At 42.3% G+C, this 20,582-nt stretch carries 17 protein-coding genes and 1 pseudogene; 2 read left to right on the top strand and 16 right to left on the bottom strand.

What is annotated here, in order from left to right; translation table 11 throughout:
- The first annotated feature begins 39 nt into the window (after positions 1–39).
- Positions 40–1,020: a Gfo/Idh/MocA family protein gene (locus tag PCY71_RS00650; RefSeq protein ID WP_048773176.1), complete on the top strand. Its 981-nt coding sequence runs from the start codon at positions 40–42 to the stop codon at positions 1,018–1,020.
- A complete protein-coding gene (locus PCY71_RS00645) occupies positions 1,010–2,101 on the top strand; it encodes a DEAD/DEAH box helicase (protein WP_048773173.1) in 1,092 nt (363 codons plus the stop codon). Before PCY71_RS00650 ends, PCY71_RS00645 begins: the two co-directional genes overlap by 11 nt.
- Positions 2,102–2,194: 93 nt before the next feature.
- Here PCY71_RS00645 and PCY71_RS00640 read toward each other — a convergent pair whose 3' ends face one another.
- From PCY71_RS00640 to pstB (PCY71_RS00565), 16 genes and pseudogenes are all read right to left on the bottom strand, one after another.
- Positions 2,195–3,592 (bottom strand): polysaccharide deacetylase family protein, encoded by a 1,398-nt coding sequence (locus PCY71_RS00640; protein ID WP_048773170.1) that lies wholly within the window; start codon positions 3,590–3,592, stop codon positions 2,195–2,197.
- A gap of 61 nt (positions 3,593–3,653) precedes the next feature.
- Positions 3,654–4,040 (bottom strand): VOC family protein, encoded by a 387-nt coding sequence (locus PCY71_RS00635; protein WP_002895748.1) that lies wholly within the window; start codon positions 4,038–4,040, stop codon positions 3,654–3,656.
- 112 nt (positions 4,041–4,152) lie between these two features.
- On the bottom strand, positions 4,153–5,091 hold the full coding sequence (locus PCY71_RS00630) for a ketopantoate reductase family protein (RefSeq protein WP_125342270.1): 939 nt from the start codon (positions 5,089–5,091) through the stop codon (positions 4,153–4,155).
- Positions 5,092–5,106: 15 nt separating this feature from the next.
- The gene (locus PCY71_RS00625) at positions 5,107–6,498 is read right to left on the bottom strand and encodes a cell wall metabolism sensor histidine kinase WalK (RefSeq protein WP_125342271.1); all 1,392 of its coding nucleotides are present in this window, start codon (positions 6,496–6,498) and stop codon (positions 5,107–5,109) included.
- Positions 6,488–7,162 (bottom strand): response regulator transcription factor, encoded by a 675-nt coding sequence (locus PCY71_RS00620; protein WP_002895755.1) that lies wholly within the window; start codon positions 7,160–7,162, stop codon positions 6,488–6,490. The genes PCY71_RS00625 and PCY71_RS00620 overlap by 11 nt, the downstream gene beginning before the upstream one ends.
- A gap of 104 nt (positions 7,163–7,266) precedes the next feature.
- On the bottom strand, positions 7,267–7,749 hold the full coding sequence (locus PCY71_RS00615) for a hypothetical protein (RefSeq protein WP_048773164.1): 483 nt from the start codon (positions 7,747–7,749) through the stop codon (positions 7,267–7,269).
- A 180-nt stretch (positions 7,750–7,929) separates the two neighbouring features.
- Positions 7,930–8,745 carry an SDR family oxidoreductase gene (locus PCY71_RS00610; RefSeq protein WP_002909957.1) on the bottom strand — a complete coding sequence of 272 codons (816 nt, stop codon included), beginning with the start codon at positions 8,743–8,745 and terminating at the stop codon, positions 7,930–7,932.
- A 3-nt stretch (positions 8,746–8,748) separates the two neighbouring features.
- Positions 8,749–9,075: a multidrug efflux SMR transporter gene (locus PCY71_RS00605; RefSeq protein WP_002900559.1), complete on the bottom strand. Its 327-nt coding sequence runs from the start codon at positions 9,073–9,075 to the stop codon at positions 8,749–8,751.
- 55 nt (positions 9,076–9,130) lie between these two features.
- Positions 9,131–9,415 carry a helix-turn-helix domain-containing protein gene (locus PCY71_RS00600; RefSeq protein ID WP_048773161.1) on the bottom strand — a complete coding sequence of 95 codons (285 nt, stop codon included), beginning with the start codon at positions 9,413–9,415 and terminating at the stop codon, positions 9,131–9,133.
- Positions 9,416–9,682: 267 nt separating this feature from the next.
- A pseudogene (locus tag PCY71_RS00595) lies at positions 9,683–13,843 on the bottom strand (GbpC/Spa domain-containing protein).
- Between the two features lie 163 nt (positions 13,844–14,006).
- Positions 14,007–16,547: a M1 family metallopeptidase gene (locus tag PCY71_RS00590; RefSeq protein WP_002909960.1), complete on the bottom strand. Its 2,541-nt coding sequence runs from the start codon at positions 16,545–16,547 to the stop codon at positions 14,007–14,009.
- Positions 16,548–16,766: 219 nt separating this feature from the next.
- Entirely contained in the window at positions 16,767–17,390 is a 624-nt protein-coding gene (locus PCY71_RS00585) for a hypothetical protein (RefSeq protein WP_048774384.1), read from the bottom strand.
- A 128-nt stretch (positions 17,391–17,518) separates the two neighbouring features.
- Positions 17,519–18,124 carry a hypothetical protein gene (locus PCY71_RS00580; RefSeq protein ID WP_002909964.1) on the bottom strand — a complete coding sequence of 202 codons (606 nt, stop codon included), beginning with the start codon at positions 18,122–18,124 and terminating at the stop codon, positions 17,519–17,521.
- A gap of 142 nt (positions 18,125–18,266) precedes the next feature.
- On the bottom strand, positions 18,267–18,920 hold the full coding sequence (gene phoU / locus PCY71_RS00575; protein ID WP_002897761.1) for a phosphate signaling complex protein PhoU: 654 nt from the start codon (positions 18,918–18,920) through the stop codon (positions 18,267–18,269).
- A 14-nt stretch (positions 18,921–18,934) separates the two neighbouring features.
- Positions 18,935–19,693, bottom strand: coding sequence for a phosphate ABC transporter ATP-binding protein PstB (gene pstB, locus PCY71_RS00570; RefSeq protein ID WP_009660526.1), 759 nt, complete (start codon positions 19,691–19,693; stop codon positions 18,935–18,937).
- A 75-nt stretch (positions 19,694–19,768) separates the two neighbouring features.
- Entirely contained in the window at positions 19,769–20,572 is an 804-nt protein-coding gene (gene pstB / locus PCY71_RS00565) for a phosphate ABC transporter ATP-binding protein PstB (protein ID WP_002895769.1), read from the bottom strand.
- Between the last annotated feature and the right edge of the window lie 10 nt (positions 20,573–20,582).

The raw sequence follows: 20,582 nt of genomic DNA, 5'->3' as shown, positions 1-20,582 counted from the left end.
AAAAAAGTACATGCTTAAAAATAGAAAAAGGAGGTTTTTATGTTCAAACTTGGAATCATCGGAACAGGTTCTATTTCTCATGAGTTCATCAAGGCCGCTCACTCAACAGGCGACTATCAGCTGGCAGCTGTCTACTCTCGTGCTCTGGCTTCTGCTGAGCGCTTTGTGCAAAACTATGAAAATACGGCCATTTTTACTGAAATGCTGGACTTTCTGTCGTCTGATATCGATGTCGTTTATATCGCCAGTCCCAACAGCCTGCATTTCAAGCATGCCAAGGTAGCCATTCTGGCTCGTAAACATGTCATTGTTGAAAAGCCGGCAGTTTCTCGTCCCAAAGAATGGCGGGAATTGATCAAGCTGGCTGACGACCACCAAGTCTATCTCTTTGAAGCTGCCCGCAACTATCATGAGCAGGCCTTTGATACGATTAGTGATTTCCTCAAGGACAAGACTGTCTTAGGAGCTAACTTTACCTACGCCAAGTATTCTTCAAAAATGCAAGCTCTGCTTGCAGGAGAGCAGCCCAATGTTTTCTCAGCTAAGTTTTCTGGCGGTGCTTTGATGGACTTGGGTGTCTATCCTGTCTATGCGGCTATCAGACTCTTCGGCCATCCTCGCTTCGCTCGCTACAGCGCCCAGCAGCTAGCCAATACGATTGATTTAAATGGAGCCGGCTGTCTCATCTATCCAGATTTTCAAGTTCAGATTCAGGCCGGTAAAAATATAAACAGCAATCTACCTGCAGAGATTTACACGGATCAGGGAACTCTGACTTTAGATGGGATTGAATTTATCAGCTCTGCTATTTGGCAAAGTCTGGACGGTCAAGAGGAGGTGCTGACTATCCAGCGTGCTTCCCACACCATGCTGGAAGAGGCTCAGGCTTTCGCCCGAGTGCTCAAGGGTGGACAGGATGCGGATTATGAGAAATGGTTGAATGCGGCAGCGGCTGTTCATGAAAGCTTATTTGCCATGCGCAAGGACGCTGGCATTAGATTTGAGGTTGATGATGATTAAGGAACAATTTCCCCCTAGCTGGCACAATCAGCTGGCTCAGCTAGGCTTTGAAGATTTGACGGCTATTCAAGAGAAGATGTTTGAGCCTATTTCTGCAGGTGATACGGTGCTGGGAATCAGTCCGACTGGTACTGGCAAAACTCTGGCCTATCTCTTTCCCAGTCTGCTCAAGCTGACACCTAGAAAAGCACAACAGCTCTTGATTTTAGCTCCTAACACCGAGTTGGCTGGACAAATTTTTGAGGTCTGCAAGACTTGGGCGGAACCTTTAGGGCTGACAGCTCAACTCCTGCTCTCCGGTTCCAGTCAGAAGCGACAAATCGAGCGCCTCAAGAAAGGTCCGGAAATTATCATCGGAACGCCTGGACGGATTTTTGAGTTGGTCAAGCTCAAGAAAATCAAGATGATGAATGTCGAAACCATCATTTTGGACGAATTTGACCAGCTGCTCAGCGATTCTCAGTATCACTTTGTAGATAAAATCACCCACTATGCGCCTCGTGACCACCAGCTGGTATATATGAGCGCCACCGCTAAGTTCGACCACGATAAGATTGCTGAAAACACTCTAGAAATCAGCATTGACGACCAAGTTTTGGACAACATCCAGCACTTTTACATGCAAGTCGAAAAACGTGATAAGGTGGACTTGCTCCGTAAGTTATCCAATGTTGAAGATTTCCGCGGACTGGTCTTTTTCAACGCTCTGTCAGACCTAGGCAGTGCTGAGGAAAAACTCCAATATCATGAAGCCAATGCCGTTTCTCTTGCCAGCGATGTCAACGTTAAGTTCCGCAAGGTGATTCTGGATAAGTTCAAAGAACACCAGATTACTCTCCTGCTAGCAACTGACTTGGTTGCTCGCGGCATTGATATTGACTCGCTAGAATGTGTCGTCAATTATGAGCTTCCGCGCGATTTAGAAACCTATACCCACCGCTCTGGACGAACCGGCCGCATGGGCAAGGAAGGCTATGTGATTACCTTCATCAGCCATCCAGAAGAGCTGAAAACATTGAAAAAATACGCCACCGTCCGAGAAATTGTATTAAAAAATCAAGAGCTTTATGTAACGAGTTAAGCTAAAAAAAGCTTTGGAAATCTCATGTTTCCAAAGCTTTTTGCTTTTACTCATTGCCAACAACGATTTCAAACATCTAACCCCAAGACCGTCTTAGTCTCTGCCGTAATAAATACGATGCGGCTCTATCTGGCCTTCCAGCAGCTCATCGACCGTTACCAAAGTATAGCCATTACTCTTCAGATATTCGAGGACACTTGGCAGAGCGTCAATACTGGTCTGGTGAATATCATGCATGAGGATAATTGAACCTGGCTGGGTTTTAGCAATCTCTTGCATAATAGCTTTAGTATTGCGTGTCTTCCAGTCTAGGCTGTCCACATTCCACATGATAAAGGACTGGTCAACCGAATTTTGAATTGTAGCATTAATAGCTCCATAAGGAGGCCGCGTAATCGTTGGCTTGATGCCTATGACATTGTTAATAGCGGTCTGTGTATCAAGGATTTCTTTTTGGGCTGTCTCCAGAGGTAGTTTGGTTAAGACTGGATGGTCCCATGTATGAATCCCAATCTGATGACCTTCATTGTGCACGCGCTTGACAATCGCTTCATTACCAGCAATGTTTTGCCCAACCATAAAGAAGGTCGCCTTGGCACCGTATTTCTTAAGGATATCCAGAGCCTGCGGTGTTGTCTTAGGATCTGGACCGTCATCAAAGGTCAGAGCAACCATTTTCACATGCTTCTTAGCCTCGAAACTCTGATAAGCTGCCAAGTCATCTCCAGTCAGATAGTCCGCATTGATCTGGTCATAGAAGCTAGACAAAGGAACGTCAATGCTAGTTAAGCCTTGCACTTCCTTACTCAGCTTAATAGAAAAATGGCTGTACTCATAACGGAAGGACAACTGACCCAACTCCGTCCCATTGAGGGTGTTGAGAATTTCCGTCTGCACCGCCTCATCGGCCTGTCTAAAGGTCAGCTGGCTGGATATTTCGTTGATGAAGATTTCCTTAGCTGCATCAGGATCCTGAAAGAGCTTATCCAGAGTGAAAGGGCTGCCGTCTGCACCAAGGTAGCTGTCAGCAACTTCCCGCTCTTCTCCTTTACTGATTTTCATCTCTTTGACATGATAGTCCTTGCGATGCACCAGTACTTCTTTAACATCCTTCAGGCTCGTTTCTTTTTCCTCGGCATAGTAGAAGGTCAATTCCTCAATCTTATCGCCCTTCTTCTGATTATCCTTAATCGTCTGGCTATCTGCGTCCATCTGCTCCTTGACGCTTGCCACGACCTGTCCATCTAGCAGAGGATAAAAGGACTCCACATAGTGGCTGCCAATCATCTTGCTCTGCTTTTCAGTATTTTCAGCGTGGAGGGTCTCTTCTTGGGCAATCAGCACACTAACTTTCTCTTGCAGTTCCTTTTCTTGGAAAATAGCGTAAATTTTTACAGCACCCAGAAATAGAGCAGCAACAAAAGCTAAACCTAGCAAGCTGAGAACAATGAGTGTTTTCTTACCGTGTTTCTTGTTATTTTGTCTTTTCATACACCTGTCCTAAATGAATAAAATTCATCATTTATCTTGCAAAATTAACTGCAGCTAGATGTTAGAGACTCTTCTCACGAATGACTTCCACCTTGTAGCCATCAGGATCTTTTACAAAATAATAATTAGGCGGGTTGCCAGGAAGACCTTTTGGATCTGTCACTTCATAGCCTTTGGCCTTGTGCTCAGCGTGCAGACCTTCCAAGTCTGGCGTGCTAAGTGCCACATGAGCAAAACCGTCCCCAATCACATAAGGACCATGGTCATAGTTATAGGTCAGTTCAAGCTCATAATCATCACCTTCCAAACCTAGATAAACGATAGTAAACTGATAATCTGGAAAATCCTTGCGACGAAGCTCCTTAAAACCAAAAGCCTCTGCATAAAAAGCAATAGACGCTTCCAAATTCTCCACACGCAAACAAGTATGTAACATTTTTGATGCCATAATTTCACCTCATTCTTTCTTGTCTATTATTATACCCTATTTTGGGCAAAACTTATATTAAATTTTTAAAAAAGTAAATAAAAGCAGATAAAAAGCAAGCCATTAAGGCCTGCTAAGAATTGTTTTTCAAAAACTGTTCAATGAAGTCGCTATACGAATTCCATTGAGGCATGGGAATGCTTTCTTTCTCAGCACTTCTTTTGATTTCAAAATATTGATCAACCCATTCGGCATAGCCTGAATGCATATGATTTGTGACCATTTCGGCAACCAACGGCTGACTCAACATGAACTTCATTACTGGAACCAAGAGAAATAGGGGCAGGGATAGATATTTAGTAGGTTTATAACGATGTTTAGGAATGCCATATCGCTGACAGAGTTCTAAACCTTCTCGCCAAGCGCAAATCATCTTTCGAATTGCTTTTTTATCTTTCAAGAGTGCATCAAAACTCCCCGCTTCTGCAACTGCACCTGCCATTACCGCCTCCTGAAGGCAGTGAACCTTCATCCAAGAAGCCAAGTCAGGCATAGCATCAATGCCTATCCCACTAGCTGTGAAGATAGAAGACAACTCTGATATGTAAGAATCATCATCAAGTAACGTAGCTTCTTTGAAAATGATAGCTTGGATCCGACCATCACTCTTTCGCCCTCCTCCAACAGAAGAAGGAAAAGCTAACGACACCTGCTTTCTGTCCAAATAAGAAGGAATCTTGGAGTTGATATTCCAGTTATTCTGTAAAATAAGTAAATGAGCTTTTTCCTTTATAGCCGCCAAATGATCCAATGCCTGCTCTAGTTGCAAACTATTTACCGTTAAGAGAATCAGGTCATAGTCTTGATCAATGCTCGTCACCAATGGCGGTTGAAAATGATGTTCTTTATAGACCTGTTCGTCTTTCCTTAAATCTTTAATAGAAAGTGTGAAGCCTTGCTCTAAAGTCGACAGCTTATGCTCTCTAACTAAGACAGTAACTTGATGTTGATTAGACAGTAACCAAGCGTATGTCAAACCAATTGTGCCAGCACCATAAACCAAAATGTTCATATTAGGCCTCTTCTGCTATTTAACAGAGCGCTTTTTCGTTTCCTTCAGTAGCAGTTTAACTTCAAAGACCGTACCTTTTGGTTTATTGTCCTTGACATAAATAGTGCCCTTGAAAGCATCGACAATCTGCTTGGCCAGAGAAAGTCCCAGACCAAAGCCACCTTTCTGACGGGTCCGAGCCTTGTCCACCCGATAAAAGCGATCAAAAATCTTCTTCTTATCCTCGTTGCTGATACCAGGTCCATTATCTGCTACCCGAAAGATGAGATAACGATCGGTTGAAGCAGCCATGACACTGATTTCGCCGTCATCATCTGTGTACTTGATAGCATTGTCAAATAGAATGGTCATCAGCTGCTTGAGGAAAATTTGATCTGTCACAATAGGGTGCTTGATCATATTTTCTGAATGAAAAGCTTTTTTATTTTCCCTTGCGATAATGCAGTAATTAGCAAAGGTTGTATCAAAAAATTCCGGTTCAACTTCACCATATTGGGGCTTGATACCATCATCACGACGAGCCAGATTGAGAAGATTGGTCGTCAATAGGCGCATATTGCGTACTTCATCCAAGCTAGAAGCGATATTTTCACTGCTCTGCATGATTGTAGCTTCAGGCTTACGAAAGAGCGTTTCTAAGCGGCTCTGCAATACCGCCAGAGGAGTCCGCAGCTCGTGGCTGGCATTTTCCACGAAAGCCTTCTGCTTCTGAATACTTTCCAGCAAGGGCTTAACACTCATCCGAGCCAGATAAATACTGGCAATCAGGGAAATTCCCCAAAAGCTGACCATGACCATGGCAATCAACTGCTCATGCTTGCCGCTAGTCTGCTCCAGCTGGCTGATGCTAGTCATGACAACAGCATACTTGATATCAGGATACTCATTATTGGGGTCAATGTCAAAGAGATAAGCCCGGTAGCTTTCTGTCTGGCCAAAGCTGTTGCCAATCACAACTTCCTTGATCTGATTCAAATAGGACTTGTTAAAGTCCAGCGAGTTGAAGTCCAGAAAGCCATCGCTCTTGCTGGTGGAAATATTTTTATAATTATCATCCAAAAGCAAGGCGAAAGTGTTAGAACTGAAATTTGGCGTCGTCAGATTGTCAGGCTTAGGCTCTTCGTTTGGATCGCCATCTGGCTCTTTACTGCTTTTAGGACTTTTAGTGTTGACCTTATTGCTCGGATTAGACTGCTGACCTGTCGTCCGATAGGCCAAATCTGCTACCGAACTAGGATCATTACTCAGGTTTTTCAGATTTTCATCAACTGACGTATAAAGGCTGGAGCGCATAACCTGAATAATAATCAAGGTCATGGCTGAAAAGATTAATGTAAACAACCCAAAATAGCGAATGAAATAAGAGAAATCATCCGCATAAAAGGTCTTCTTGATTTTATTCAGCATCTTTTAAAATGTAGCCGACACTACGAAGAGTATGTAGGTTTTTCGCAAATGCCGTTCCTTTCAGTTTTTTACGAATCTTGGAAACGTACACTTCAACAACGGAAACAGTGGTATCACTGTCAAAGCCCCACAGACGGTCAAAAATTTGGGTCTTAGGCAAGATTACATTTTGATTTTGCAGGAAATAAACCAAGAGGTCGAACTCTTTACCAAGCAACTCAACGTCTTTACCGTCTTTCAATGTTGAATTTGTGGATAGATTGACTGTCACATCACCATAAGAAAGAGTATTCTCGTTGAATTTACCAGCACGTTTCAAGAGCGCCTGGATCCGCATTTTCAGTTCTTCCAAATAGAAAGGTTTTGTCAGATAGTCATCAGCCCCGAGCTCAAAGCCATGTCCTTTGTCATCCAAGCTTTCCTTAGCCGTCATGATGAGAACAGGGGTTGTGACTCCTTTTGCTCGGAGATCTTTCAGCACTTGGAAACCGTCCTTTTCAGGCAGCATGAGATCCAGCAAGATGAGGTCATAAACACCGCTTTCTGCTTCATATAGACCTTCTTCACCATCAAAAACCTGCATTACATCTGCAAAATCATCTAAAAAATCAAAAACTGAGTTTGACAGTCCAAGGTCATCTTCTACCAATAGAATTTTAATCATTTTTCTTTCCTCCAATAAAACTTTCCAAGATTATGTCTTTTGGTTTTTGTTTTATTTGCTATTCTTATTATATCATGACTTGGGTCAAAATCAGTAAGTTTTTTCTACGACTGCGACGTTTTATTTTCTTTTGTCGACTTATTATTGTTCTTGTCCGATTGTTCGTTTGTGTTCGTTGAAGACTTTTTCTTGTTTTTCTTCCCGTTGTCATTTTGCTGAGCAGAAGAATTCTTGCTCTTGTCATTGTCAGACTGCTGGCCGTCTTGAGGCGGCATTCCTTGGTCTTGACCGTTCTGTCCTAGACCACCATCCTGCGGCTGCATGCCATTACCTGGTCCACCATTTTGACCATTCTGACCAACTTGTGGCGGCATTCCATTTCCTGCATCCTGGCCATTCTGACTCTGCTCCGGTGCTCCAGGCATAGTAGCCGGCTGTTGAATAGCTGATTGCTGATTGTTTGTACCGTGAATAGCTGTCGCAAGACCATAACCGCCCAGAAGTCCGACTGCTAGAGCACCACCCGTTGCAACCGTCAGCCACCATTTAGTGCTTTTTTCTACAACAATCATTTTTTCCATATCCATTTAATATGTTCCTTCTTTCTTTTGTAAATTTTTCTATCTGTTTCTATCAAACAAGAAGCTAATGCAGCTTACAAGTCATCCCATACACATCCTTTCACTTGAATAGCATTATCATATAGATTTTTACTTAAACAGGACTGAATTTTTTCTTAAAAAAGGCTGAAAGATAGGGAAAATAGTTTATGAAAAGTGCTTTTTCAATATACGGCTATATTTATCTAATAAAAGAAAATCAGCTAATCTTGAAGACAGAAGATTGAGTTTAGCAAATAAAGATGCCCCCCGCCCCATCAGGATGACTCTTTGATGAGACTTAATACCTTTTAGCAAAGCTAGGCAAACCTCGTCTGTAGTTGAAATCTTAATCCCCATCTCTTTCCAAACAGGATGGTAAGGCTTTTCTGAGGGTGTATCCGCAGCATTGGGACAAAAATAGGTTAAATACACCTTTTTCCGCTCCTGTTTTAATTCGCGATTCATTGATTCAATAAAAGAAAAAATCCCTGCGCGACTAGCCACATCTACGCTATAGTAAGGGAAAGCGAGCCGCCCATCTGCAAAACCGCCAGAATGCACAATTGTAGCACCTTTTTCATTTGCTAATAAGGGCAGAAAAATCTTGCTAATCAGAATGGCGCCAGATAAATTGATTAACAGTGTCTGCTCTATGTCCTCAAAGGAATGCGCTGACAAAGACTTTCTTACATCAAAACCAGTTGCATTGATAACAATATCTATACATTCCGACCACTCTTGTATCTCTGATACTACATTTTTTAGAGACTCTTCACTTGTTATATCCACTGATCTTATTGGAATAAAAGACGAAAATTCTTGCACAAATATCTTTAACTTATCTATATCTCTTCCTAAGAGAAATAACCTAGCACCTGCTTGATGAAAAGCACGTGTATAGACTCTTCCCAAACTGCCACTTGCACCAATAATTACAACCTTTTTATTTTTAAAATAATTATCAAACATATAATTCCCCATTCTCTAGTGAGTCTTTTGTGATAAATTCAATAAAACAAGTCCGACAATAACTAGACTTATCCCTAAAAGGCTTACAGCTGTTACTTTTTCGTGCCAAAGCAGAATAGATAATATCGTTGTCCCTACTAGACCTATTGCAGACCAAATAGCGTAAGCTAGATTTAACTGAATGCCCTTTAAAGATAGAGATAAAAAGAAAAAGCACAAGCCATAAAACATCAAAGCAAGGCAACCGAAAAATAGTTTCGAAAAACCTTGAGATAATTTTAAAAGGCTTGTGGCGGCAATTTCAAATAGAATTGCGAGAGATAAATAAAAATAGTAAAACATTGTTTTCCTCCTAATATTCTAAATAACTAAAAAGTTAGCAGGAAAATCAATAGAATTATCCGAGAGATGAAACAAAGCAAGTCCAAAGTGTACAGGCATTTGTCAAAATCATTGATTTTATGCTCGAATCTTTGGAGATAGATAAAGCATTTCGACCACATAGCTCATCTAATGAAATCTGGTAAAAATTGGCTAGACGAATAAGACTTACACTATCTAGAATCGTCTTATCATTTTCCCAGTTCGAGATGGTCTGCCGAGTCGTCCCTAGTGATTCTGCAATCTGAGCTTGACTATAGCCTTTTTGCTCCCGTATAAACTTCAATTGTTTTCCTAACATTATCTTTTCCTCCTCATCATACTTATTTTTTAGTTGTTTGGCTAGATGAAATTCTTTAACATTAGTGATTATTGTAAGTAAAAATTCTTTGACATGGCTATTATAACACGATTTACGTTCATCTTAAAATACTTGCCTATCTAAAACACTTGATACATCTATCGACCATTTGCTCAAAAAATCCGCAGCAAAAAAGACTGGGGCGAAATTGTCTCAGTCTTGATTTATCATGTTCAAAAGCTCTGGATGCAGGAGCTGCTTATCTTTTTATGACTTTTTCTTAGAAAGACGGAAGCCAGCTGACGCTAGCAAGGTCGCAAATCCAAGATAAGTGAGAAGAGCACTCGAATTGCTTCCAGTTTTAGGCAGTTGCCCTTGAGAAGCTCTCTCTTTGGTTTGGTAGCTGACAGATAGCTGCAAGTTGCTTGTTTGCTTACTTGCAAATCTTTGATGCTGCCAAGTTCGGTTTGAAAGAAGCTCAAATTTTTGCGCTGTTTGAACAGTAATTTCTGCAGGAGGTGTCGAAACACTAACCTGATTGGATGCTATCCGGTATTGATTATTAATCAGCAAGCTGAAATGATTGGTATAGGTTCTGCCTGGATACAAGAGTCGACCAACTGCTGCTGGAGCTAGCGTTTCGGTAGCAGTATTCAAATCAGCATTGTAGCGTTCAAGCAAACCTGGTGCAGCAACAAAAGTCAAGACTCTGGTGCTCGGGTCATAAGAAACCTCATAACCAGGACTTTTCACTCTGGTTGCTTCTAGATCCAATTCAAAACCTTCTGGCAGGCGATCTTCCAATACGAAAGAATGAATTGGCAGTCGATAAGCAGGCAAAGCATCTGTTACCAAATTAAGGACAGCAAAACTTCCCTGGCTAACCTCTTGTTGATGAATATTCTTCTTGGACTCATTCTCCAGCTCTTCTCTGACTTTTAACTGGATAAAGAGCTGGTTAAAGTGATAAGTTTGAGTCGGCGCTTGCGGACGGCTTGGCAAATCTTGATAGCTAGGTTCAGCCGGCTTTTGAGGAAGCTCTTTATAGTTCGGCTTGTCAGGCTCCTCCATCAAAGGCAGGTCACTTTCTCTGATAGGTGACTGGGGCTCAGGCTGAAGAACAGGTTCTTGAGGAAGCTGTGATTCCTGCAAATAGCTTGGTTCCTGAGGCAGGTCCTCTAAAGCAATTTCTTCTTCATAAACAGGTGGTTTCGGAGCCTCACCAGTGTTTACTTCAGGATCTTTTTGAGGTTTTTCTGGTTCCTTCAAATAAGAAGGTCGTTGAGGTTCCTGTGGCAGCGCTTCTTCAACCGGAGTTTGCGGAAGGCTCAGCAAGGGCAGCTCCTCCTCATAAGTTGGCTCTTCAACTGCAGCCGGCTCTATCAATAGAGGAGGGGAGCTAGGTTCTTCTGGCACCTCTTGATAAACAGGCTTTTGAGGTTGTAGAGGCTCAGCCAGATAAGTTGGCTCTTTCGGCAGACTTTCCAAATCTCTTTCCGGTAGGGCTACTGGCCCCTCAGGCCGATTTGGAAGGGGAAGAGGCTGAGTTTCTGTCGGCTGGCTAGGAAGTTCTTGATAGGCCGGCTGAGCTGGCTCTTCTGGCAAAGGTTGATAGACTGGCTGACTCGGAAGAGGCTGCAGTGCCTTGAGCTCTTCATAGGTTGGCTCTTGTGGTTGAGCGATCTCAGTCGGAGCGACAGGCTTCATTGGGACACCTTTAGCTTTAATATCTGAGTTAAATACAAACCAAGCAGAACCCCGATTTCGTGAACCAATATCAAATGAAATGACATCGCCCTGTGCCTTACCGACAATAGCGCCATACCAGTTATAAGGACTAGTAGGTGTATCCCACTTGTTGTGCTCAAAGCGAGAACCTTCCCGCTCAAAGTTAATTGAAATATCAGCGTGAACACTAGTATCTGGGTGAACATTAATGGCAGAACCTGTAATAGGGATATATTCACCATTAAAATTCTTAATGTACTCAATCGCAACTTTGTTCGTATTTAAAGATGAGAAGCTGACAAGCGAGCCTGTCATATCAAGCCTTTCTCCAGACTCATCAAAAAACTCTGCTTGAACATTGACCCGAGAATGGCCATAAAAATCCAAGGTCCAGACAGTCAAGGTCGGATCCTTAACTAAGAAAACTGGCAGTTTATCCTGACTCTTCGTTGATTCTTTCAGAGTATAAGTGTAGACAACTTTAGCGATTTTCTTGCCTTGAATACTGGAATTTTTGATATTGGTATAAGTAGCTACCAGAGGCACATCTTTCTGTAAAATGACTTTAGTCTGATGCTCTTTCCCTTTTAAAACACTGGTCAAAGCAGTCATTCCTGATTGATCCATTCCCCAAGAACGAACCTCATCAGTCAGCTCATCATTGGTATAGGTTCTAATAGAGGGATCAAGCGTCAAGACAGCCTGGGGCTCAGATTTGAAAACAAAAGGCTGGCTTTCAACCTTACTGAGATAACCTTCTTCATTTTTCTTAGCTTCAGCTTCTTGCAACTCTCTCTCAAAAGTTACAAGAGCTGCATCATACTTAGTTTTGGCTGTATCATAGGCAGCTTTCAAGCGGGCATTTTTTTCCTTAATGCTTGCATTTTCCTGCTCAATCACTGCGTTCTGCGCTGAAATAGCCGCAAGGTTTGCCTCATAGTCTTCTTTTAGTCTTTGATTTTCTGCTTCAATCCTTGCAAGATTTGCTTGGTAGGTCGCTAAGTCTGCCTGATAAGCAGCTAGTTTATTCTTGTTTTCTGTCTCAATCCGAGCAGTCGCCTCCTGGTAGGTAAGCAAGGCTTCCTCATATGCTTCTCGACTTTTCTGATTGCTTTCGGTGATTCGAGCCACATCCTGCTCATATTGAGCTAATTGATTTTTATAAAGCTATTGTTTTTCCTGATTTTGCTGACGAATCTGGGCATTTTCAGATTCAATGGCAGCATTACGGACTGTTACTTCTGCTTTTTCGGTCTCATAGGCAGTTTGCCGCTTCTTATTTTCAGCTTGGACACGCTCAAGTTCAGATTGATAGGCAGTCAAAGCTGCTTGATGATCTCTCGCTTTGGCATCATTGGCCGCCTCGATTTCAGAGCGATTCTTTTGATAAGCAGCTAATTTGCTCTCATAGTCTTTCTCTGCCGCTTGATTTTTTTGACGAATCTCAGCCAATCGCTCTTGATAAGCAGCTAAATCAGCCTGATACTGCTCCTTTAAGGCTATATTTTTCTTCTGAACAGCTAGATTTTGGGCCTCAATCTCTTTGTTCTGCTCCTGGATTTTAGCCAAGGATGTCTCATAAGATTGTTTTGCAGCTTGATTGTCTCTTTGAATGCGTTCTACTTCCTGCTGGTAAGCCCTTAAATCTGACTGATACTGCTGTTCTAGCTCGGCATTGTCTTTCTGAACTCTAGCCAACTCTTTCTCATAATCAGCCATGGCTGCTTGATAAGCAGCTTCTTTTTCTGCCTTAACCTGAGCCAGTCGGGAAACCTCAGTTTCATACCGATTGACTGCTTCCTGATAGGCCTTTTCAGCTGCCTGATTTCGTTCTGCAATGGCTGCATTTTCAGCTTGGGCAGCTTTATTGTGAGCTGAGGCCTGAGCAAGCTTTTCTTCATAGCGACGCTTTGCTTCTGCATTCTTCTCCTGGGTAGCTTTCAGCTCTGTAGTATAGCTCTCCATAGCAGTTTGGTAGTCTGCTTTCGCTTGAGCATTTTCCTGTAAAATCCGTGAACGCTCCTCTTGATAGGCTGCTAAAGCTGCTTGATAGGAGGCTTCTTTCTCTTGATTGATTTTTACTATACGGCTCAATTCTGACTGATAAGCCGTCCGTTTCTGCTCATAGTCTGCCTGAAGCTGAGTATTTTCAGCCTGAATGCGACTGGACTCTTGTTCATAGGAAGCCAGAGCCTTGTCATATTGGTCTTTCAAGGCTTGATTTGCAGACTCTTTCTGACTGAGTTCTTTCTCATAAGCCTTCAGTTGCTCTTGATAAGCTGCTGTGGTTTCACGTATTTCCTTGACTTGGGTCGCATAATCTGTTAGCGCTGTCTCCCGTTTACTCGCAGCTTCTTCTGGATTTCTAGCTGTTCCTAAATCAACAGTCGGCTCCTGCTTTAGCTGAACTCTTGCTTTCCCGGCCTCTGCCAAAGCTTGGTCCATTTCTGCATGAGAAACCTCCAAAGGAAGCTTGTCTTGACTTACTGGCTCTGATTGAGTAGGGGCAGCAGTTGGCTGGGACGCTTTGGTTGGCGAAAGAGCAGCTTCAGAAAGGGCAGACTGATCTGCTGCTGAAGATACCTTTTCCTCTGCTTTAACTGATCCGGCAGCTACCAACAAAGCCGCACCCAAAACAGCTCCGCACAAGCCCTTAGAAAGGCGGCTCTTGCGGAAGCCATAGACTATTTTCTTTTCCATATAAACTCCATTTCTCCTTTAAACAGTTGCCTGTTTATTTCACATACTTTTCTATTTTATCAAAGCAAAGGCATATTAGCAATGTTTAAATACTCAAAATGATAAAGAAAAAGCCTGAGATAGGATAATATCTCAGACTTTCTAGTCATTTTAATTAAATCTATCAGATAGCAGCTCGAATTGCTTTTTCTACTGCTTCTTTCTCACGCTTCACCAGTTCAACACGCGCAGCGATTTCCTTGATTCCCATGCTGATGTTTCGGCTAATCGCCATATCGTCCAACTGCGGTTCAAAGAAGGCTTTGTACTCTGCCAATCTCTTCTCTGTCTTGAAGACCACTGCCGGGCTAATGACAAAGCTATCAAAGCTCATGTCACCACCTAGCGCTGCCTTAATCCAGTCCCAATTCTCACGCGCCCAAGTCCACACTGCTTCTTGAGTAAAATCACGGCTGAGGAAACGGGCATACCAAGCTGACAAATCCTGCGGTTTCACAGTAAATTTATCCTTCCAAGTCGCTAACAGTTCATCCAAGGTTTCCTTGTTCTTCGTATAAGAAAGGGCTGTAGAAAGAGCATTTTTGAAGCTTCCGTCATTTGAAGCGACATATAGGTCCAGATAAAGCTTAGTCAGCTCCTTGCTTTCATGATGCTTGATTTGGTTGACCAGCACCTGCAGGCGAATAGCCGCAGGGAGTTTTTCCAAATTATCACGATAGCGGTCAAAAATCTGGCTAGCTTGAGCTTTAGCTGTCTCGTTGTCGGCCTTAATCATATTGCCCACAATCAGCTGACGAACCATCTCATCCTCATCGCTTTCACCTTCCTGCTTTTCAAAACCAAGGCGGTCAAAATTACTTTGACTGAGAACTTTCAACAGGGCTTTGTAATCTTCTTCTGTCTGACTGCCTTCATCCACAAAGCGGTTCAAGCCTTCCAGCACTTGGGAAACAGCTGAAACTACCATATAAGAAGTTTCGTTCGCCAGCTTGCTGATAACTGGCAGCAGGTCCGCATAGGAAATCTTACCTGACTCTGCTAGAAGTCGGCGCTCCTGCACGATTTGCAGTTTACTGATATTGTCCAAAGAGCTAAGATTATTCAGAAGAGCATCCAGCAACTCACCCTGATAATCTGTAATATAGTGGGCAGTGTTTTCTGTATTGAGACGCAGGGCGCCTTCATTTTGCGCTGCCAAGTCTGCATAATTAGGAATTTCCAGTCTTTCTGTCGTCAGTGTATCAGGGAGTCCTTGCCAGTTACTATTGAGCGGTACTGGCCAGAGGCGGCCTTTTTCTTCGTGCTCCCCAATGAAGAACTGCTTCTGCGTCAAAATCAAGCAGTCGTTTTCGACCTTAGCAGTGACAACTGGATAACCCGGCTGCTCCAGCCAAGCATCCATAAAGGCAGCTACATCACGGCCAGAAGCTTGAGAAAGAGCGTCCCAAAGATCACGACCGATAGTATTGCCATACTGATGCTTCTCAAAGTAGGCACCTAGCCCCTTACGGAAAGCATCATCTCCCAGCCAACGGCGCAGCATGTGCATGAGACGACTACCCTTGGCATAGACAATCGCTCCATCAAAAAGAGTATTGATTTCATCTGGGTGCTTGACCTCTACATGGACCGACTGAACGCCATCTGTCGCGTCACGCTTGAGGGCATAAGGAGCTCCGCTGGTCTGGAAATCTTCAAAAATCTTCCAGCTAGGCTCAATCGCATCAACTGAGACATACTCCATCATATTGGCAAAGCTTTCATTGAGCCAGAGGTCGTCCCACCACTTCATGGTCACTAGATTTCCGAACCATTGGTGAGCTAGTTCGTGTGCAACAACCAAGGCAACTGTCTGGCGGCTTAAGGCTGTTGAATTTTCATCCACCAGCAGATAGATTTCCCTATAGGTTACCAAGCCCCAGTTTTCCATGGCTCCAGCAGAAAAGTCAGGCAGGGCCACATGGAGTGACTGAGGAATAGGATACTTGACTCCATAGTATTCTTCGTAAAATTCAATACAGCGAACCGCAATGTCCAAAGCAAACTCTAGATTGCTGGCTGGGTGGGCCTTTGTCGCATAAACTCCTACCAAGGTTCCATTCTTGGTTTTAGCAGTAATTCCTTGCATATCACCAGCTGCAAAAGCCAAGAGATAGGAAGACATACGTGGAGTCGTTTCAAACTTCCAAACGCCAGTCGCTTTGCGGTTTTCAACATCAATTTCCGGCATATTAGACAGGGCCAACTCACCCTCTGCTTGGTCAAATTTCAAAGCCAAATCAAAAGTTGCCTTAGCCTCTGGCTCATCTACACTCGGAAAGGCTTCGCGGGCAAAATGGCTCTCAAACTGCGTAGAAATAATCTCTTTTTTCACACCATCTACCGTGTAGTAAGATGGATAAATCCCTGTCATATTGTCCGTAATCTTACCAGTATAAGTTATTGTCACCACTACAGGACCAGCTGCTTCCAGCTCGATATAAAGAGCTTCATTGTCCTTATCAAGAGTGAAAGGACGAGCTTGGCCAGCCACCTCTACAGCTTCAACTGTCAAATCTTTTTGATGTAGGGAAATCTTACTCGTCTTAGCTTCCCCAGTAATGGTCACCTTTCCTGAAAAAGTCTTGTCGGCACGATTCAGATCCAAAAAGAGATCATAGTGCTCAGGAACAAATGTTTCAATAAAATGTTTAACTGCTTGCATCAGCTTCTCCTCATCTAGCGAACAACGAAGCAAGATTAATCTGACATTCTTGTCCGCTTATAATCTGTTATTATTGTATCATATTTAGAAGATTTCGTTGCAGAATAAATGCAAACAAAAAGACAGGGGAATAACCTGTCCGTTTGGTTTATGATAATAGAAGAAAGGTTCCCATTCAAATAGCTAGGAAAACTATCACATTCCCCAGTTAGTGCCACATCATCCTTCCTCTTTACTTAGCTTAACATTGTAAATGATTTCAGCTTCTGGGGTTCCTTTTCCATCCTTAACAACATCCTTTAACTGACCATCTTCTACTAATAATTCAATATTCAAATCAGTTCCCTTAGCCCTTGTAAGCTTTGCTTCGTCTGGCAAATGTTTTGCATTTGAAACATCAATCTCATTACCGTGTGAGTCCATTAATTCTATAACATCATTTCCTGCACCATCAAAATCAAGAAATATATGAGTAACTAAACCATAGCTATTAGGTGTGTAGTTCTCTATTGTTGTTCCTAATGTTGCTTTATTCCCATATTTATCATAAATCGTCGGACGTACATAGGCATTTAGCATAGAACCACCATTATCCCCTTCAATATAAATCGGAGAAAATTTAATCTTCTCAATACCTTTATAGTGTTCTTTGAAATAGGTTCCATATTGTTCTTCTAAGAGTCGAAAGCCTCGCTGATAGAGCTTGGTTGTTTTGGGACCTAAGTTAGGTTTTGTTAGTTTGTTGTATATATAGATTCCGCCTGAAATTACAATGAATAGAATTGTTAAAACAATAATAATCTTCTTTTTCACTAATATATCTCCATTATAACGCGTTTTCATAGTTCTTTTCTAATAGAATAGCATAATACCTTAGTATTGTCATATAAAATCTTTTCATTATTTTTAGCAAACTTCTATCCTCAACTACCTAAGAAAATAGTTGTATTTGTCGCTTAGTTCACGCCACATCATCCTTCCTCTTTGCTTAGCTTAACATTGTAAATGATCTGAGCTTTTGGGCTTCCCTTTTTATCCTTGACAACATCTTTTAGCTGACCGTCTTCTACTAACATTTGAATATTTATATCTATACTTTTTGCATCTCTTAGTTTTGCTTCTTTAGGTAGTTTCTTTGCATTCGAAACATCAATTCTCTCGTCATCTGAATCAAATAATTCAATTACCTCGTTACCATCCCAGTCAAAATCAACGATTAAGTCAGTAACAATACCAAAACTATTTGGGACATATTTTTTTATTTGTGTACCCAAAGTAGCCTTATTCCCATATTTATCATAAGTTGTCGGACGTACATAGGCGTTCAACATAGAAGAATCCTCATCTCCAGTCACATAAATTGGAGAAAATTCAATTTTTTCAATACCTGAATATTTTTCCTTAATATAAGTGCCAATTTGATCTTCTAAGAGTCGAAAACCTCGCTGATAGAGCTTAGTTGTTTTGGGACTAAAGTTGGGTTTAGTTAGTTTGTTATACATATAGATACCTCCTGAACCTAACATGACCAAAACAGCAATCATTATAAGGATTTTTTCTTCATAAACATTCTCCATTTTTTGCTCATATAAAAAAACAATTTTTGACGCTACTTCCGTATTATAACATAGTTAGTTGTAAGTTAAAACACAAAATAGAATGCTAACCATACTTGAGATTATACAAAAAAGACACGAAATAAATCGCATCTTTTGATGATTACAACTCAATAATTTTACCTGTTTCAAAGTAAACAACCCATTCACAGATATTCTTGGCATAGTCGCCGATTCGTTCCAGATAAGAAATAACTTGGAAATAATCACGGCCAGTCACAATCAGCTCTGGATTTTGTTTGATTTCCTCAGTAGCAAGATCGCGAATATCATCAAAGTATTGATTGATTTTCTCATCTAGAGCTGCAACTGCATAGGCTTGGTCTACATTTCCATTGAGGTAGACGTTTAGGGTTTCTTCAACGAAATTCTTAACATCGCGCCCCATCTTGCTGATGGCATCTTCTACAGACTCGATGCGGACCTCTCCCTTCATCCGAACAGTGGCTTTGGCAATCGATACGGCGTGGTCACCCATGCGTTCCAAGTCACTGCTGGCTTTCAGCACGGTGATAACAGTCCGCAAATCCTGAGACACAGGCTGCTGCAGGGCTATGATTTCTAGAGATTTCTTCTCCAGTTTCACCTCGTATTCATTGACTTCAGCATCGTCTTCAATGACCTGACGAGCCAGTTCACGGTCATGCGTGACAAAGGCACGCACTGTCCGGTTAATCTGCGATAGAACTTCATTTCCCATCGCGTAGAATTGATTATGAAGTTTTTCTAAATCTTCTTCAAATTGTACTCTAAGCATAAGATTCCTTTCTGTTATCCGAATTTACCAGTAATGTAATCTTCGGTCTCTTTATGGGCTGGATTGAGGAACATCTTCTTGGTTTCATTAAATTCAATCAAGTCTCCACCAAGGAAGAAGCCGGTCTTTTCAGAAATCCGAGACGCCTGCTGCATGGAGCGAGTGACTAAAAGCATGGTATATTTGTCTTTCAAACTGTAGAGGGTTTCCTCGATTTTCCCAGCTGAGATTGGGTCCAAGGCTGAAGTCGGCTCGTCCAAGAGAATAATCTTAGGGCTAGTAGCTAGCACGCGGGCCACACAGACCCGTTGCTGCTGACCACCGGAAAGACCGATAGCGGAATCATGCAGACGGTCCTTGACCTCGTCCCAGATAGAAGCTCCAATCAGGGAGCGCTCTACTGCTTCGTCCAAAACAGCCTTGTCCTTGACACCATTAATCCGAAGTCCATAGACCACATTTTCATAGATAGTCATAGGGAAAGGATTGGGCTGCTGGAAGACCATTCCGATTTCCTTGCGAAGCTCTACCGTATCTGTCCTCGGGCCATAGATATTGTGACTGTTATAAATGACCGTTCCTGTAGTTGTTACTTCTGGATTCAGGTCGCCCATTCGGTTGATAGCCTTGAGCAAGGTTGACTTACCTGAGCCTGACGGTCCAATCAAAGCCGTAATCTCATTTGGCATGAAATCAAGTGAAACGCTATTAAGGGCTTTCTTTTTATTATAATAAACCGACAAGTCCTTGACTTGCAAAATAGGTTCTGTCATACGTTTTTCCTTCATTTTATTTTACATTCAACCAAAGACTAAGCTTGTTGAATCGTGATGAATACGGACGGCAGCTTAACCAAAGTGGCCTGAAACATAGTCATTAGTGGACTGAAGCTTGGCATTTTGGAAAATATTAGCCGTCTTATCGTACTCAATCAAGTCGCCCAGATAGAAGAATCCAGTGTAGTCACTAGCACGGGCAGCCTGCTGCATATTGTGGGTCACAATGATAATGGTATAGTTGTTCTTAAGTTCGAACATGGTTTCTTCCAGCTGCATGGTCGCAATCGGATCCAAGGCTGACGCTGGCTCATCCATGAGCAGAATGTTTGGCTTGACCGAAATAGCACGGGCAATGCAGAGCCGCTGCTGCTGACCGCCAGAGAGAGTCAGGGCTGACTTGTGCAAGTCATCTTTGACTTGATCCCAAAGAGCTGCTTGCTTAAGCGAGGTCTCCACAATTTCATCTAGAACCTTTCTATCTCTTACACCAGCCCGTTCATGGGCAAAGGTGATATTTCGATAGATGGACTTGGCAAAAGGATTTGGCCGTTGGAAAACCATGCCGATATGCTTACGCATTTCATAAACATTGATTTCAGGGCGGTTGACATCAATCCCCTCATAGAGAATCTCTCCAGTCACATTGGCAATATCAATGGTATCGTTCATGCGGTTGAGGCTGCGAAGATAGGTTGATTTACCTGATCCAGAGGGGCCAATCAAAGCAGTGATTTTGTTTTTTTCAAACTGCATATCAATGCCCTTGATGGATTCCTTTTTACCGTAGTAAACATGCAAATCCTTGGTCGACAGGGCTACCTTTTCTTCAGGAAAAGTAATGATATGTTTTTCATTCCAATTATATTCTGTCATTTCTTCTCCT

Source organism: Streptococcus sp. SN3 (assembly GCF_030439905.1).
Note: the sequence above shows the minus strand (reverse complement) of the source record. Positions and strands in the feature narration are given on the sequence as shown.

Coding starts and splice junctions, on each gene's coding strand:
- PCY71_RS00615 (WP_048773164.1), bottom strand. CDS start 7,749: ATGGATATGGAAAAAATGATTGTTGTAGAAAAAAGCACTAAATGGTGG.
- PCY71_RS00610 (WP_002909957.1), bottom strand. CDS start 8,745: ATGGGGAATTATATGTTTGATAATTATTTTAAAAATAAAAAGGTTGTA.
- PCY71_RS00580 (WP_002909964.1), bottom strand. CDS start 18,124: ATGGAGAATGTTTATGAAGAAAAAATCCTTATAATGATTGCTGTTTTG.
- pstB (WP_009660526.1), bottom strand. CDS start 19,693: ATGACAGAACCTATTTTGCAAGTCAAGGACTTGTCGGTTTATTATAAT.
- PCY71_RS00625 (WP_125342271.1), bottom strand. CDS start 6,498: ATGCTGAATAAAATCAAGAAGACCTTTTATGCGGATGATTTCTCTTAT.
- PCY71_RS00600 (WP_048773161.1), bottom strand. CDS start 9,415: ATGTTAGGAAAACAATTGAAGTTTATACGGGAGCAAAAAGGCTATAGT.
- PCY71_RS00630 (WP_125342270.1), bottom strand. CDS start 5,091: ATGAACATTTTGGTTTATGGTGCTGGCACAATTGGTTTGACATACGCT.
- PCY71_RS00650 (WP_048773176.1), top strand. CDS start 40: ATGTTCAAACTTGGAATCATCGGAACAGGTTCTATTTCTCATGAGTTC.
- PCY71_RS00645 (WP_048773173.1), top strand. CDS start 1,010: ATGATGATTAAGGAACAATTTCCCCCTAGCTGGCACAATCAGCTGGCT.
- PCY71_RS00620 (WP_002895755.1), bottom strand. CDS start 7,162: ATGATTAAAATTCTATTGGTAGAAGATGACCTTGGACTGTCAAACTCA.
- PCY71_RS00590 (WP_002909960.1), bottom strand. CDS start 16,547: ATGCAAGCAGTTAAACATTTTATTGAAACATTTGTTCCTGAGCACTAT.
- PCY71_RS00605 (WP_002900559.1), bottom strand. CDS start 9,075: ATGTTTTACTATTTTTATTTATCTCTCGCAATTCTATTTGAAATTGCC.
- PCY71_RS00585 (WP_048774384.1), bottom strand. CDS start 17,390: ATGAAAACGCGTTATAATGGAGATATATTAGTGAAAAAGAAGATTATT.
- PCY71_RS00635 (WP_002895748.1), bottom strand. CDS start 4,040: ATGGCATCAAAAATGTTACATACTTGTTTGCGTGTGGAGAATTTGGAA.
- PCY71_RS00640 (WP_048773170.1), bottom strand. CDS start 3,592: ATGAAAAGACAAAATAACAAGAAACACGGTAAGAAAACACTCATTGTT.
- pstB (WP_002895769.1), bottom strand. CDS start 20,572: ATGACAGAATATAATTGGAATGAAAAACATATCATTACTTTTCCTGAA.
- phoU (WP_002897761.1), bottom strand. CDS start 18,920: ATGCTTAGAGTACAATTTGAAGAAGATTTAGAAAAACTTCATAATCAA.